The organism is Bacteroides sp. OM08-11 (assembly GCF_003438665.1).
GTDB classification, from domain to species: domain Bacteria; phylum Bacteroidota; class Bacteroidia; order Bacteroidales; family Bacteroidaceae; genus Bacteroides; species Bacteroides cutis.
In genome coordinates this window covers 162,416-178,479 of record NZ_QSTJ01000009.1, presented here as the reverse complement: position 1 = coordinate 178,479, position 16,064 = coordinate 162,416, and the positions used below count along the sequence as shown (strand labels likewise).

General features: G+C 36.6%; 15 protein-coding genes and 1 pseudogene. All 16 read left to right on the top strand.

Features of this window, described 5'->3' with window-relative positions:
• Positions 1–796 precede the first annotated feature (796 nt).
• The 16 genes and pseudogenes from rfbH to DXC10_RS15035 all read left to right on the top strand — a co-directional run bounded on the left by rfbH (position 797) and on the right by DXC10_RS15035 (position 15,665).
• Complete coding sequence (gene rfbH, locus DXC10_RS15105; RefSeq protein ID WP_117738312.1) at positions 797–2,137, top strand: lipopolysaccharide biosynthesis protein RfbH; 1,341 nt, start codon at positions 797–799, stop codon at positions 2,135–2,137.
• A 4-nt stretch (positions 2,138–2,141) separates the two neighbouring features.
• The gene (gene rfbF, locus DXC10_RS15100; protein ID WP_117738310.1) at positions 2,142–2,921 is read left to right on the top strand and encodes a glucose-1-phosphate cytidylyltransferase; all 780 of its coding nucleotides are present in this window, start codon (positions 2,142–2,144) and stop codon (positions 2,919–2,921) included.
• A gap of 82 nt (positions 2,922–3,003) precedes the next feature.
• Positions 3,004–3,255 carry a hypothetical protein gene (locus DXC10_RS15095; protein WP_233519979.1) on the top strand — a complete coding sequence of 84 codons (252 nt, stop codon included), beginning with the start codon at positions 3,004–3,006 and terminating at the stop codon, positions 3,253–3,255.
• Complete coding sequence (locus DXC10_RS15090; protein ID WP_117738307.1) at positions 3,243–3,542, top strand: type II toxin-antitoxin system RelE/ParE family toxin; 300 nt, start codon at positions 3,243–3,245, stop codon at positions 3,540–3,542. Before DXC10_RS15095 ends, DXC10_RS15090 begins: the two co-directional genes overlap by 13 nt.
• A gap of 30 nt (positions 3,543–3,572) precedes the next feature.
• On the top strand, positions 3,573–4,649 hold the full coding sequence (gene rfbG / locus DXC10_RS15085) for a CDP-glucose 4,6-dehydratase (protein ID WP_117738305.1): 1,077 nt from the start codon (positions 3,573–3,575) through the stop codon (positions 4,647–4,649).
• Positions 4,646–5,587 (top strand): NAD(P)-dependent oxidoreductase, encoded by a 942-nt coding sequence (locus DXC10_RS15080; RefSeq protein WP_117738303.1) that lies wholly within the window; start codon positions 4,646–4,648, stop codon positions 5,585–5,587. The genes rfbG and DXC10_RS15080 overlap by 4 nt, the downstream gene beginning before the upstream one ends.
• Positions 5,587–6,483: an NAD(P)-dependent oxidoreductase gene (locus DXC10_RS15075; RefSeq protein ID WP_117738301.1), complete on the top strand. Its 897-nt coding sequence runs from the start codon at positions 5,587–5,589 to the stop codon at positions 6,481–6,483. Before DXC10_RS15080 ends, DXC10_RS15075 begins: the two co-directional genes overlap by 1 nt.
• Positions 6,484–6,488: 5 nt before the next feature.
• A complete protein-coding gene (locus DXC10_RS15070; RefSeq protein ID WP_004290791.1) occupies positions 6,489–7,508 on the top strand; it encodes a GDP-mannose 4,6-dehydratase in 1,020 nt (339 codons plus the stop codon).
• Position 7,509: 1 nt separating this feature from the next.
• A complete protein-coding gene (locus DXC10_RS15065) occupies positions 7,510–8,769 on the top strand; it encodes a DUF563 domain-containing protein (protein WP_117738300.1) in 1,260 nt (419 codons plus the stop codon).
• Entirely contained in the window at positions 8,766–10,256 is a 1,491-nt protein-coding gene (locus DXC10_RS15060) for an oligosaccharide flippase family protein (protein WP_117738298.1), read from the top strand. The genes DXC10_RS15065 and DXC10_RS15060 overlap by 4 nt, the downstream gene beginning before the upstream one ends.
• Positions 10,240–10,566: pseudogene (locus DXC10_RS16600) on the top strand (FdtA/QdtA family cupin domain-containing protein); the annotation flags it as partial. The gene DXC10_RS15060 and the pseudogene DXC10_RS16600, both read left to right, overlap by 17 nt.
• A gap of 117 nt (positions 10,567–10,683) precedes the next feature.
• Positions 10,684–11,121 (top strand): FdtA/QdtA family cupin domain-containing protein, encoded by a 438-nt coding sequence (locus DXC10_RS16595; RefSeq protein ID WP_233519985.1) that lies wholly within the window; start codon positions 10,684–10,686, stop codon positions 11,119–11,121.
• On the top strand, positions 11,118–12,233 hold the full coding sequence (locus DXC10_RS15050; RefSeq protein WP_117738294.1) for a DegT/DnrJ/EryC1/StrS aminotransferase family protein: 1,116 nt from the start codon (positions 11,118–11,120) through the stop codon (positions 12,231–12,233). The genes DXC10_RS16595 and DXC10_RS15050 overlap by 4 nt, the downstream gene beginning before the upstream one ends.
• A complete protein-coding gene (locus DXC10_RS15045; RefSeq protein WP_117738292.1) occupies positions 12,230–13,258 on the top strand; it encodes a glycosyltransferase in 1,029 nt (342 codons plus the stop codon). Before DXC10_RS15050 ends, DXC10_RS15045 begins: the two co-directional genes overlap by 4 nt.
• 86 nt (positions 13,259–13,344) lie before the next feature.
• A complete protein-coding gene (locus DXC10_RS15040) occupies positions 13,345–14,499 on the top strand; it encodes a Coenzyme F420 hydrogenase/dehydrogenase, beta subunit C-terminal domain (protein ID WP_117738290.1) in 1,155 nt (384 codons plus the stop codon).
• 20 nt (positions 14,500–14,519) lie between these two features.
• Positions 14,520–15,665, top strand: a complete 1,146-nt coding sequence (locus DXC10_RS15035; protein ID WP_117738288.1) for a polysaccharide pyruvyl transferase family protein — start codon at positions 14,520–14,522, stop codon at positions 15,663–15,665.
• Positions 15,666–16,064 lie beyond the last annotated feature (399 nt).

Below are 16,064 nucleotides of genomic sequence, written 5' to 3'. Positions count from 1 at the left end.
GGGTAGGACTGAACTTGTGGTGGGATTATATAAGGGACAAACACAAGAAAAAGACATGACTTAAAGATGATGTTTAGATCGCTCATCATCATCTTTAGGTTACTAACCATCATCTTTAGGTTGCCCGTTATTATCTTTAGTGCTACAGCCATTATTGAATTTTCTGTGAAAAATGATGCCGCGAAGTTCACGAATAGATGGCATACCGCCAAAGAGAGATAACTGACATGTGAGTTACGTATATATGATATCTTAACAATATTCGTATATCTTAACATCTCGCGTGCGGTTTTTATTTACTAAATTTTTTATTTAAATGAAAGATCAAAAGAAGAAAATCTCCCTTCATGTAGAGTTGGGTGATTTCCTGGAATCGCTGCGCTGCAGCATTCCTGTGGACGGCAAACGTCTTCCCATCCGGGAAGTGTGTCGCCGTGCGTCAATGAGCGTCTCGACTTACGAACATGTAAAAAGGGCTCCAGTTTAAACCTGAATCAGTATTATGCTGTTTTTCGCATCTACACGGGAGTGTACATAGTACATTCCGATGAGTACAACAGCCTGATACGCAGTTTTATACATTGTATGGAACAGGATTGGAAAACGCGTTGATGATGTAACAGATGACACCTTTGGCACACGTTTTTCCAACTTTCTATAGTATATATGTATTTAATGAATCAATACTTGATATAACGTTTTACGTATACATATAAAAAGTTATAAAAGAGGGTGACAAAGGTGTCACTACTCAGTCTGGTAAGACCATAGAAATAGTAAAACAAAAATCATACTTATGACTAGAAAAGACGAACTTAAACAACAAATCCTGGCCTTGACCAAGGAATATTATATGGAAGCTCATGAACAAAAGTCCCCCTTTGAACCCGGTAAAACTTTTGTGAATTATGGTGGCCGTTATTTTGATGAGAATGAACTTGTTAACTTGGTAGATTCTTCCTTGGATTTCTGGTTGACTGCCGGACCATGGGCACATAAATTCGAAAGGAGTCTTGCAACATGGCTGGGGGTGAAGTATTGTTCTTTGACAAATTCCGGTTCTTCCGCCAACCTGTTGGCCTTTTCGGCATTGACTTCCCCCTTACTGGGCGAACGCCGCATCAAGCGTGGCGATGAAGTAATTACAGTAGCCTGCGGTTTTCCCACAACCGTAACTCCCTGCATTCAGTATGGAGCTGTCCCGGTGTTCGTAGATGTCACTGTTCCCGAATATAATATTGATGTGACACAATTGGAGATTGCTTATTCTGCCAAGACAAAGGCGGTAATGATTGCCCACTCTTTAGGTAATCCTTTCAATCTGGAAGCGGTGAAGGCATTTTGCGATAAATATAATCTTTGGCTGATAGAGGACAACTGCGACGCTTTAGGATCCACTTATCTGATAAACGGTGAAGAAAGAAAGACGGGGACAATCGGAGATATCGGTACGAGCAGTTTCTACCCCCCGCATCACATGACCATGGGTGAAGGCGGTGCAGTATATACAAATAACCCGCAACTGTACAAGATTGTCAATTCATTCCGTGACTGGGGACGTGATTGTTGGTGTATGGGCGGCGTGGATAATACCTGCGGTTGCCGTTTCACCAAGCAATTTGGCGGACTTCCTTTGGGGTACGACCATAAATACGTTTATTCCCATTTCGGTTACAATCTGAAAGTAACTGACATGCAGGCCGCCATCGGTTGCGCCCAGTTGGAAAAGCTGGATGATATCGTGGAGGCACGTCGCAAGAATTTCGCGTATTTAAGGCAAGGTCTTGAAGGGGTGAAAGGATTGATACTTCCCGAAGCCCAGAAAAATTCCAATCCCAGTTGGTTCGGATTTCTTATTTCTGTAAGGCTTGATGCCGGGTTTACCCGGAATGACCTGGCACAGTATCTTGAGAGTAAAAAGATCCAAACCCGTAATCTCTTTGCGGGTAACCTGCTGAAGCATCCGGCCTTTGACGAGATGCGCCGTTCGGGCGAAGGTTTTCGCGTTGTCGGCAACTTGGAAAGTACAGATTTCATAATGAACAATACACTTTGGATTGGTGTCTATCCAGGCATGACGCAAGAGATGCTCGACTACATGGTAAGTACAATCAAAGAATTCATTTCCAGATATTAATATCATGAAAGCAGTGATTTTAGCCGGAGGCTTTGGTACCCGCCTGAGCGAAGCTACCAACCTTATTCCCAAACCCATGGTAGAGATAGGGGGTAAACCTATCCTTTGGCATATAATGAAGACATATAGCCATTACGGCATTAAGGAGTTCATTATCTGTTGCGGTTACAAACAATATGTCATCAAGGAATATTTCGCCAACTACTTCCGCCACAACAGCGACATGACTGTTGATTTGTCCAACAATACTACCACGATACTCGACAACCATTCGGAAGATTGGCGTGTGACCATGGTCGATACGGGTTTGAATACCCAGACGGGAGGACGCATCAAGCGGGTCCAGAAATACATCGGTAACGAACGCTTCCTGCTGACTTATGGAGACGGGGTAACGAACCTGGACATAGCGGACAGCATGACCTCCCACGAACATTCTGGCGCTCTCCTGTCATTGACAGCTTACAAACCCGGTGGTAAGTTTGGTGCCCTCCAGATAGACCTGAACACGGACAAGGTGCTTTCTTTCCAGGAGAAGCCCGACGGTGACCGTAATTGGATCAATGCCGGTTACTTCGTTTGTGAACCGGAGGTATTCAGTTATATTCCGGAAAATGACGATACAGTCATCTTTGAACGTACTCCTTTGGAGCAGATAGCCAAAGACGGCAAGATGCATGCCTATCGCCATACCGGCTTCTGGAAACCGATGGATACGCTCCGTGACAATACAGAGTTGAACGAGATGTGGGAGAGGGGACAGGCTCCCTGGAAAGTTTGGTAATAAACCGATGAAAATCTTTAAAACATTTGTCGGTTACAGATAAAATGTTTTCCTTTGCTATATCTAAACAAGGAGAATGGTCATGAAAGTTTCAGAACCCGCAGTTGCATACAATACCCCCTATCTTCAAGGTTTGAAGAACAGGTTGATTGCTTCCATCGACAGCACTACCGATGAAAGAAAGTTGCAGGAATGCTTGGAACTGCTACATGCAGACGAAATGCCCGGTGTCTATTCCGATGAAGAATTTGCGGAAGAACTTCGGTTATCGGAATTGGGTGGTAATGCCACAAAGGCAGAAGTGAATGCTTTTTTTGCAAAATGGGGACATTGAATATCATCATACGCAAAAGGGCATTGAACACTATTCGGAAAGTGACGGAATGGTATGAAAGTGAAGTAAACAATACAGCGGCTCAACATTTTGTTGAAGATATTTATGATACCATTTCCACATTGTCCCATTCCCCTCTTATCGGAATATTAGACGAACAATATTCTACAGAAAAAATGAAGTACTATAGTTTTCTACTTCATCCAAAGTATCGTATAGTATATCGTTTTACAAAGAAAACTCTTTATATAGTAGCTATTCGTGCTACTATGATGAAACATAATTAATCGTCCTATTTTAATTTATTTCATTAATTCATGATAGACATTTTCAATGCCTTCTATCATGGAAAGCGTGTACTTGTCACCGGGCATACTGGTTTCAAGGGCAGTTGGCTTTCCATTTGGCTACATGAGCTGGGCGCTGAGGTCATCGGTGTAGCCCAAGAACCTTTTTCCGATCGTGATAATTTTGTCCTTTCCGATATCGGAAAGAAAATCAAGGCGGATATCCGTGCCGATATTCGTGATGGTGAACGGATGAAGGAGATCTTCTGTCAATACCATCCCGAAATCGTTTTCCATCTGGCTGCCCAGCCATTGGTTAGGCTAAGTTATGATATTCCCGTTGAAACTTATCAAACTAATGTTATGGGTACTATCAATGTGCTTGAGGCCATCCGTGCTACAGACAGTGTAAAAGTAGGTGTGATGATAACCACTGATAAATGTTACGAGAACAAGGAACAAATTTGGGGCTATCGTGAAAACGAGCCTATGGGCGGTTATGACCCTTATTCCAGTAGTAAGGGTGCGGCTGAGATAGCCATTGCTTCGTGGCGCAGAAGCTTCTTTAATCCCAAAGAGTACAGGAAGCACGGCAAAAGCATTGCCAGTGTAAGAGCCGGTAATGTGATAGGCGGTGGCGACTGGGCACTGGATCGTATCATCCCGGATTGTATCAAAGCCCTGGAGGCAGGCAAGCCAATAGAAATACGTAGTCCTAAGGCAATTCGTCCTTGGCAACATGTTTTGGAACCTCTGAGTGGTTATATGCTTCTTGCGCAAAAGATGTGGGACGAACCTACCCAATATTGTGAAGGTTGGAACTTCGGGCCGAGAGCGGAAAGTATTTCTACGGTTTGGGATGTGGCGACTAAAGTAGTTAAAAACTATGGCAGTGGTGAGCTGAAAGATATTTCAGATCCTGATGCGTTGCATGAAGCAAAGCTGCTGATGCTGGATATCAGTAAGGCGAAGTTCCGGTTGGGATGGGAGCCGAGGATGAATATAGAACAATGCATGAAGTTGGTGGTAGACTGGTATAGGAAATATCAGTCCGGAGCGGTATATCAGTTGTGCGTGGGTGAAATAAATCAATATTTGGAAAAATGAAACATTCATGTATTATTACCGGTGCTACCGGTTATATAGGTTCTCATTTGGTGAAATATTTATTAGAACAAGGATGGGAAGTTCGTATTATATCACAGCCGGAATTTGGCTATGCTAATATCGAAGATGTAAAAGATAAAATACATATTTTTGAATATGATCATGATATTAATTCTTTGATAAATTATTTCAGGTCTGTCAATGCGGAGGTTGTTTTTCATCTGGCGGCAGCAGTCATAACAGACTATAAGCCGGAGCAAGTTTCTATTTTGATCCAGAGCAATATTCAGTTTGGAACAGAAATATTGGAAGCGATGAAATACAGTTCTACTCGTTTATTTGTAAGTACCGGTTCATATTGGCAGAATTATAATTCGGATATTTATAATCCTGTAGATTTGTATGCGGCAACCAAAGAGGCATTTGAGAAAATACTTCAATATTATGTCGATGCTCATTTGTTTCGTGCTATCACTCTACGTTTATTTGACGTATATGGCGAAGATGACCAACGTCCGAAGTTATTGAATTTGTTGAAAGAAATAGCAGGTACAGATAAAAGTATTGATGTGTCTCCTGGTAGTCAATACCTTGACATAGTACATATCTCGGATGTTTGTTCCGCTTATCTAAAAGCTTTTGAATATCTTGTTACAAATAACGATATATCCAATGGAATTTATGGAGTGTATACGGGTAACCGATTAACCTTGAAACAGATTGTGGTAGAATTTGAAAAAGTGATGGATAAGAAAATTAAAGTAAACTGGGGTAGCAGACCATATAAGAAAAGAGAAGTAATGAACCCTACTACAGTTTACTCTCAATTACCCAATTGGCATCCTTCTGTAAAACCGCTTAATGGATTAGCTTTATTTAACAATTCGGGGGGGGTAATTTGTAAGTATTTATGTTCTAACTTAAACTTTGCTGCCTGATGAAGAAAGAAACTCTTTATTTGATAGGCGGCAGCGGTTTTATAGGAAAAAATCTGGTACGTTGTTTATCTCCTTTTTATGGTATTACTGTATTCGACAAATATATAGATACACAATTTTTCAGTAATTATCCCCAGGTACAAACGTGTAGATTGGATCTTGTTATAGACAAAGTTCCGACTAACTATCCTGTACCGGAGTTCATAATTAATCTGGCATCTGTTGTAACAGCAGAAAGAGATTTGTCTCTTTTTGACACCCTGATATCTTCCAATCTGAAGATTTTGTTGAATTTATTTAAACGGTTTAAAGATGATGAAAGATTGAAATTGTTTATCCAATTTGGAAGTTCCGAAGAGTATGGTTCTGAAAATTCCCCCTTTAAGGAAGAAAACCGAGAAAGCCCTCATTCCCCTTATGCTTTAGTGAAACAATTGACAACAAATACATCGATAATGCTTCATCGCAATTATGGTTTTCCTGTCATGGTAGTTCGTCCCGGTAATCTTTTTGGTCCAGGACAAAACAAAAGTAAATTTATACCTTACGTAATAGACCAATTGAAAAAAGGTGAACCGTTGAATGTCTCCCCATGTAAACAGAAACGTGATTTTATTTATGCGGATGACTTTGCAAAAGCTATTCATGGTCTGCTGGATAATTCAGAAAAGTGTGTGGGAGAAATTGTGAATGTAAGTAGTGGGAATAGCGTTTCACTAAGAGAAATTATAGAATTCTATAAAACAGAACTACACTCTACTTCTGAAATCTGCTATGGAGCTTTGCCTTATCGTGAAAATGAAGCGATGGATTTGAGATGTGATATAGGGAAATTGAATCGTATCATTGGCGTAACTAAATTGAAAGAATGTTTATTGGATAATTTGAAAAAATAGAGAATATGAGATATTTAATAACTGGAGGCTGTGGTTTTGTAGGTAGTAACTTGGCTGCTGAAGTTTTAAAACGCGGAGAGGAATTGTTTATTATCGATAATTTATTCCGTCATGGAAGTAATGAGAATTTAACTTGGTTACGTTCTCAAGGAGAATTCAAGTATTATCCTTATGATACACGTAATATAAATGATGTGGAAACTGTCATAAAGGCGGTAAAACCCAATTATATTTTTCATTTGGCAGGTCAAGTTGCAATGACAACGTCAATAGACAACCCTCGGCTTGATCTTGAGACGAATGCCATTGGTACATTCAATGTGCTTGATTCAGTCCGCAAATATTCACCGGATACGGTAATATTATATTCCTCTACTAACAAGGTATATGGTGATTTTGAATATTTGTCTTTCAGGGAAGACAAGACTCGATATGTCTGTGAAGAATATCCTAACGGTTTTCCAGAGACAATATCGTTGGATTTCCATTCACCCTATGGTTGTTCCAAAGGATGTGCAGACCAGTATCTGTTAGATTTTCATCGTATTTATGGTCTAAAGACAATCGTGTTCCGCCATTCATCCATGTATGGCAGTAATCAGCATGCCACCTATGATCAAGGGTGGATAGGCTGGTTTTGCCAAAAGGCTTTGGAAATAAAAAACGGAACATTAAAAGAACCTTTTACAATTTCCGGTACAGGGAAACAAGTACGTGATGTGCTTCACGGTGAGGATATTGTAAATTTATACTTTTCCGCAAAGGATGTAGAAAAAGCGTACGGACAAGTGTTCAATATTGGTGGAGGAATAAATAACAGTTTATCGTTATTGGAATTGTTTAAGTTGCTTGAGCAAAAATTGGGCATTAAAATGCAATATACTCAATTGCCTTGGCGAGAAAGTGACCAAAAGGTGTTTGTGGCTGATATTAATAAAGCTGCGAATTTTTTTAATTGGAAACCTAAGACTACTAAAGAAGAAGGATTGAATTTGATGATTAATTGGTTAATAAAAAATTGTTGAAATGTCTTTTTTAAACAACGTAGTATATAAATGTGCCTCATTTTCATATAGGAATATTGTTATTTGGGGAGATAAGGCAAAGACACTTTTTAGGGATTATTCTTTTCGAATAGCTTTGAAAAATGGAGAATATGAAGGATATCCAATTGTACCTATAGAACAAGTAGCATCTAAAATCGGTGTTTTTAAACCTGAAACGGAGGAAAGGGTACATACACTTAAAATCTTTGATTTTATACAATCTGGAGAATTTATTGTGAAATATCCGGAAATAGCAGTGTGGAAGATTGATAATGCTACACTATTTTATAGTTCGGATTTTATCCTTACGAATAATCAATTGATTTGGCATAAGTTTTATGCTTACAATTTTACTAAAAATTATCCTTGCGACAAGTTTTTGATACGTAGGGAGAACAATATCTTATATATAAGGAAACCATATAGAATAATAAATGTGGATGTGGCTTTTACTCTAATTGGAGTACATAGTCATGTTTGGTCACATGCATTATCTGAGTATTTTACTAAACTATCTCAGCTTCAGTTAGTTTTGGATGACGCAAAGTGCAGAGTGGCTATTTTAGTTCCTAATTATAAAGATGATCAGCTTAAAGAAGTAATCTATAAAGAAATAAATAAGTATACAAATGTAGAGATTATTATTGTAAATGAGAATGAGGCTGTTCGTACCCCAATTGCATATTATGTAGAAAGGCCATGTAAATTTACTGATCATGAAGATTACGTTGAGATCGGAGATAGCGTTCAACCCAAGATTGTATCAGATATAATTAAGCAAAATCTGGTAAATCCTTATTTATCTTCACTCTCTGGTTTGGGAACCACTCCCAAATACAAACTATATCTTTCGCGAAAGAATGGTAAATACAGAAATCTAACCAATAATGATGAGGTTGAACAATATTTTAAAGACAGAGGCTATTTTATCTTCGAACCTCATACGGTTTCTTTGGAGGAAAAGATAAGAATATTTAATAATGCGGAGGTGATAGTAGGTCCTTTTAGTAGTGCATTCTCAAATATGATATTTTCTAAATTTGGAACAAAAGTATTGATGTTTACTAATTATAACAGAGCTTTTGAAAGTTGGTTATGTATGCACGAACAATATTTTGGTATGGACATGTTGCTGGTTACCGGTCAAGATACAAATACGGGTAATCTTGCCCATTGTTCCTATTATATCCCTTTAGAGAAAATAGAACGTGCTTGTAAATATCATGGAATTCCAGTATGAGCAAAAACCGAGGGGAATATAGAGGGGTATTTAAGGCAACAGCCATATTGGGTAGCGTGCAGCTATTTAATATACTTATTGCAGTAGTACGTAACAAATGTATTTCAATTTTATTGGGACCCGCAGGTATGGGTATTATGGGACTGCTAACCTCTGCAACCGGTACCATTACAGGATTTACCAATTTGGGAATTACCTTTAGTGCAATAAAGAACATCGCTTCAGCTTATGAGAAAGGGGACTATACTACTTTAGGAAAAGTACTTTATGTATTACAGCGCTGTATTTGGACTACGGGATTATTGGGAGCAATTATTTGTTTGTCATTATGTCGGCAGTTGAGCCAATGGACATTTGGTAATACAGACTTTACTATAAGTTTTGCCTTTCTCTCCATTTCGTTATTCTTGACGCAATTGACTAATGGTAATTTGTTGATTCTAAAAGGATGCCGTAATATTAATTATTATGCAAAAGCAAATGTATGGGGTAATTTTTTAAGCCTCTTTATTACAGTGCCTCTTTATTTTTGGTTGGGCATTGATGCTATAGTTCCTACTTTAATACTGTTTTCAATATCTACTTTTCTGTGTGCATATTTCTATCGTAGTAGGCTTAGGCTAGTACAGATAAGAACTGAACGAGGAGAATTTAAAGAAATTTCAAAAGACATATTGATTGCGGGTATCGCTTTTTCCGCTGCCGAATTTTTTCCACTTATAGCGTCTTTTTATATACGTACATTTATATCCAATAATGGGGGATTGACAGATGTCGGTCTTTTTTCTGCAGGATTTGCAATCCTGAATGGTTATGTGGGGATGATATTTACTGCCATGAGTACGGATTATATTCCACGATTATCAGCTGTCTCTGATGATGACCATCAGTCAGAACTTGTTATCAATCAGCAGATAGAGATGTCTATATTACTCCTGTTTCCATTGATAGTTCTCTTTATTATATTTGGAAAATTGATGATATTGATATTGTATTCTTCTCTATTTTATCCGATGATTGAGATGATTTATTGGGGAGGATTAGGTATGCTTTTTAAAGTTCCCAATTGGTGTTTTGGATGTATTCTTATCCCTAAAAGAGAATCTAAAGCGTACTTGTATTTTTCCATATTGTCTGCTTTATTCTATTTGGGAATGAATATGCTGTTGTATAGCGTGTGGGGTATTAAAGGCTTGGGGATTTCATTTCTATTGTCACATATCTTTGATGCCTCTGTTTCTTATTGGTATATAAATCGCAAATATCAAATCAATTATAAGGTCAAGACTATATTGGAATTGCTTGGGATGGGAGTCGTGATTGTAACTGTCATTATTCTTCAGTCTTCTCAGTTGGTAACATGGGTTATATATACATTGGATTTTTTTGTATGTATGCTTGCAGGTCTATATTCATATAATAGACTTAACTCTTTAATGGATTTGACTTCTTTTATAAAATCAAAATTGAATGGAAGAAAAAAGTAAGATTATAGAGTTGCCCAAAATTTTGGATAAGCGTGGTAATTTGTCTTTCATAGAGAGTCTCCAACATATTCCGTTTGAAATAAAACGGGCACATTGGATTTATGATGTTCCGGGTGGTCAGACTCGTGGTGGTCATGCTTATATAGAGACACGAGAGTTTATTGTGGCCATGTCTGGTAGCTTTGATGTCATTCTCCATGAGCATGGCGGAAATAAGACGGTTTCTTTGAACCGTTCTTATTACGGTCTTTACGTACCGGCTGGTACATGGCGGGAATTATGCAATTTCTCCACAAATTCGTTGGCATTGGTACTTTCGTCTACTTACTTTGATGTGGCCGACTATATCGACAATTATAAAGTGTATCAAGGCCGGGTCTATAGTAAAGTTCTGACAAAAAATGATTTGTCAGGGCAGGTGTTAACAATGCAATGTTATGATGCCAGGAAGACTTCTGTTTTTGATTGCACGTTACTGGAGTTAGACAAGCATACAAGTGAAATTGGAAATCTTTCGGTAGTGGAAAATTTGCATTCGATCCCTTTTGACATAAAAAGAAGTTATTATCTGTATGATATTCCCGGCGGGCAATCAAGGGGAGCGCATGCTCATAAGGAACTGCAACAGTTCATTATTTCCGTGGGCGGAAGTTTTGACATAACCCTGGATGATGGTTATAACAGAAGAACTTTCACACTGAACAGACCGTACTATGGTTTATTAATACCTCCTGGTATTTGGCGTGATCTTGTTAATTTTTCGGCAGGAGCTACATGTCTGGTTTTGGCTTCCGAACATTACAATGAAAAAGACTATATCCGTCATTATGAAGATTATCTGAATTTTAAAATAGAAAGAACATGATAAAGTTTTTGGATTTACAAAAAGTGAATGCCCTATATGCAGACGAATTAAAATCCGTGGCTTCTCAGGTTATAGGAGAAGGTTGGTTTTTGAATGGAAAATGGAATGATACCTTTGCCGGAAATCTGGAGAAATATATAGGGTGCAAATATGTAATACCTTGTGGGAATGGATTGGACGCGTTACGCCTTATATTCCGGGCCTATAAGGAAATGGGAATTATGAAGGATGGGGATGAAGTGATTGTACCTGCCAATACATACATTGCTACTGTTTTAGCTATTACAGACAATAATCTGAAACCGGTCTTTATTGATCCGTCTGAAGAAACATATAATATAGATATTGATAAAATAGAAAAAGAAATAACCCCGCATACCAAAGCGATAGCAGTGGTACATTTATACGGTCAAGCCTGTTGGTCGGATAAACTGAATGAATTGAAACAGAAATATAATCTGAAAATAATAGAAGACAATGCTCAAGCTATCGGTGCAAAATGGCATGGTATCTACACAGGTAACTTGGGTGACGCGGCTGGATTTAGTTTTTATCCGGGTAAAAATCTGGGTGCGTTGGGTGACAGCGGAGCTATCGCTACAAATGATGAAGAGTTGGCTCATATTGTAAGAGCATTGGCCAATTACGGATCTGTAGTGCGTTATGTTCATGATTATGCAGGATTGAATAGCCGAATGGATGAGATGCAGGCAGCCTTTCTTTCGGTAAAACTGAAGTATATTGACGAACGTAACGACCTTCGTAAAAGAATAGCCGGGCGATATATGGAAAGTATACGAAATCCTGCCATAAAGTTACCGATTATAGTAAACGAAGATCCGGACAGCCATGTCTTTCATTTGTTCGTTGTACGTACCCAGAATCGTGAACACCTGCAGTCTTATCTGATAGAAAATAATGTTCAGTCGCTTATTCATTATCCTATTCCTGTACATAAGCAACAATGTTATAAATCCTATAACCAAATTTCATGTCCTGTAGCGGAGAAAATTCAGAAGGAAATTCTCTCTATTCCTATATCCTCTGTTCTGACAGATGAACAAGTAGAGACAATAATTTGTGTATTGAACCGATATAATCCTTCCTTATGATAATAGCTTCTTCAGAATTAGTATCCTATCCATTAGTATCTGTTGTTATAGCTACTTATAATCAAGTCCGTTTTATAGAGAAAACGCTTCTTTCTGTTTTGGCACAGAAATGCGACTTTTCATTTGAAGTGATAATAGCAGATGATGGAAGTAATGATGGGGAACGTGAACTTTTACGTGAATTACAAAGGAAATATTCATCGTCTGTCATGCTTGTTTTCAATGATATAAACTTGATGGTGACCTATAATTATATCAATGCCATTAAAATAGCCAGAGGAAAATATATAGCTACATTAGATGGTGATGATTATTGGATTGCTGAGGATAAACTTCAGCGTCAAATAAATATATTGGAAAATAATGAGGATGTATCTATTGTTTATACTGGTTACCGACAGTTTGATGATGAGACTGGAAAGATATTGTATGAAATAAAGTATTGGAATAGTGTGGCTGTAAACAAGAAAGGTAAAGAAAGTGCTCTTTCTTTCGCATTGGATGAGGTATCTTATCCTTTGGGAAGTTCTGCCTGCTTTAGAAGAGAAAACTATCTACAAGGATGTAAAAAATATGAACCTCTGATTTCAACTCCTTATAGTGCCGGTGAGGGTACTATTTTGAATATTTCAATGTGTATGTCTGGTTATTTTCGCTTTATTCCGGAAATAATGGTAGCCTATCGGGTATTGAACAGTTCACTCTGTCATTTTGAAACTCCTGAACAACAATTAGATTTCGCATTTCGATATTTGAGGCATCGGTTATTAGTTGCTGAACTACTACATTTAGACATGATTAAAGTGATCCGTTATAGTCTATGGAAATTGTTTAAATTGGCAGTTTATCTAGGAGAGCTAGACATATATGAACAGAAATTAAAACAACTTGAAAACGATAAGCCAGATGCTTTTTCTAAATGGTTGTTGTGGTTTTATAACAATAAGTTCATGTTATTGGGTGGACGTTTGTTTAGAATATTTTTATGTCTGTTTAAGTTTATTAAATGCTCTTTTCGTAAATAAAGATCTGTATGATTTCAATTAATAATAAGCAAGACTGTTGTGGTTGTACTGCTTGTGCCGAGCGCTGTCCTCAACGATGTATTTGTATGAGAGAGGATGAAGAAGGGTTTCTGTATCCAATAGTAGATGTAGAAAAATGTATTGGCTGTAATATTTGCGAAAAAGTTTGTCCAATTATCAATAGAGGAGAAATAAATTCTACATTCCGTATTTATGCCACAGCCAATCCTGATGAAGAAACTCGAAAACAAAGTTCTTCTGGTGGTATTTTTACTTTAATAGCTGAGTCTGTAATTAACACTGGTGGTGTAGTATTTGGAGCAAAGTTTGATGAAAATTGGGAAGTGTGTCATAGTTTTACAGAAACTAAGGAAGGGCTGGACGATTTTCGGGGTTCTAAGTATGTACAGGGTCGTATGGAAGATAACTATAAAGAGGTAGAACGGTTTTTAAAAGGAGGACGTAAGGTACTTTTTTCTGGTACTCCTTGTCAAATATCTGGATTGAAACACTTTTTACGAAAAGAATATGAAAACTTACTGACAGTTGATTTTATTTGTCATGGCGTTCCAAGTCCTATGGTGTGGAGAATGTTTTTGGATGAAACAATCGCACGTCAGTGCGAAAAAAATTCAGTTTTGTCTTTCCCTATTTCTAGAAGAAATACCCATATAAAGGGTATCTCGTTCAGAAATAAGAGATTAGGCTGGAAAAAATACAGTTTTGCTCTTTCCCTCTCCACGACTGGTAGGAGTGGAGACAAAAATACAGTTTTGCTCTCTGAACCATTAACCAAAAATATATTTTTACGAGGTTTTATGAGCAATCTTTATTTACGTCCGTCTTGCTATGCCTGTAAGGTAAGAGAATTCAGGAGTTCTTCAGATCTCACCCTTGCAGATTGCTGGGGATTACAATCCATATATCCGAAACTGGATGATGATAGGGGATACAGCTTATGTATACTAAAAAATAATCGATTTGATGTCTGTCTGTCTTCATTAGACTTGCATTCTGTAAGTATAGATTTTATAAAGATTAATAACCGGAGTTGCTTTGTTTCCCCTATCATACCTTCCAAACGTTCTGATTTTTTTTCAGATATATACAACGGAAGTAGTGTGACACAGACAATCAGCAGATATGCAACTTTTCCTGATAAAAGTATCAAAGCTAAAATAATACATCTATTACAATGGATGGGAGTGTATCTGTTACTCAGAAAAATGATAAAAAGATGATTTAGATATATAATATCAACATGAAAAAAGAAAAAATAGGAATTTTAACAATGCACTATAAAAGTAATTATGGTGGTATTTTGCAAAGTATGGCATTATACAAAATAATTCAAAAAGATAATTATATAGTGGAATTCATTGACTATCGTCCATCTGTTGTATCTTCTCTTAAATTATCTAATATAGTAAGAAAAATAATAATGTTTTTTTATAAAGATTTTTTCTTGCAGAAAGTAAATGATTATTTCTCAAAATTGAAAATTTCAAGAAAAAGAGTTCCACAATCACTGTATAAATCCTTTGAAGATTTCAAGAAAGCCAATGACCTAAATTATTCAAGACAGGTAGATGATTCTTCTATAAGTAATATTTTAAATCAATATGATATAGTTATTGTTGGTAGTGATCAAGTTTGGAGTAATTTAGGTAAAAATCAGTTAATATATATGTTGGACTGTGATATCAATTTTACAGGTAAATTGTTTGCTTATGCAGCATGTAGCTCAAATAAAGTAATACCATTTTATAATAGAAATAAAGTAAGAAATCTTTTATCTAAATTTGATGGTATTACGGTAAGAGATAGAAATACTTATGAACTGATAAAAAAATATTCTCAGAAATCTCCGATGTTAGTTGCTGATCCATCTTTGTTGTATGACTACACAGATGTATTGGATAAAAAAAAATCAGGTATTGAACCATATTTATTTGTTTATATTTTAGGATGTGAAATAAAAGGAGGACATTCTAATATAATAGAACAGTTGAAAAAAAAATATGGCTTAAAGAAAGTTATTGCAGTCGTAATCTCTGACATATCTTTAGAGGCAGAAAAAATAGCGGATGAAGTTATATATGATGCTTCTCCTAGCGTATGGCTGAATTTATTGTACAATGCATCTTTTGTTTACACGGATTCATTTCACGGATGTATGTTTTCTATGAAATATAAGAAGATGTTTATAGGTTACTACGTTTCATTATCTAGGGCATCACGTCTTATTGATTTAAAAGAACGTTTCTCTTTGTCCAATATAATATCTTCAGCCGACAATTTTTGTATTGATAATATTAACATAGATTATTCGCGAATAACTCCATTATTGGAAGAACAAGTAAAATATTCGCTTACCTGTTTAAAAGGATATTTGTCTTTTAAATAGAAACTAAAAAATCTCTAAACGCATAACTGTATTGTATGAAATTTGTACTTGTAGATAAAATAATCTGGTTTTTTTTTACGATATGGCTAATTATTGATTCTATAAATGGTTTCTTTCTAAATAATAATATAGAACTTCCAGTATCTCAGATTTTTAAACTAATTCTTTTATTCCTATTATTGTATAAGACAATGAGATATGAACATATCGTCAGATTTTCTATCAGTGTTCTTTTCTATTTGTCTATATTTTTTCTGAGCCTTATTTTTTTGGATGAGGATATTACATCAACTTTTACGCATTTATGCAAACTGTTGTTGACTATCTATATTTTTATTTATTTAAAACATTCAATATCTAATTTTTACATATATATTAAGTATGTATATAGGGTTTTGT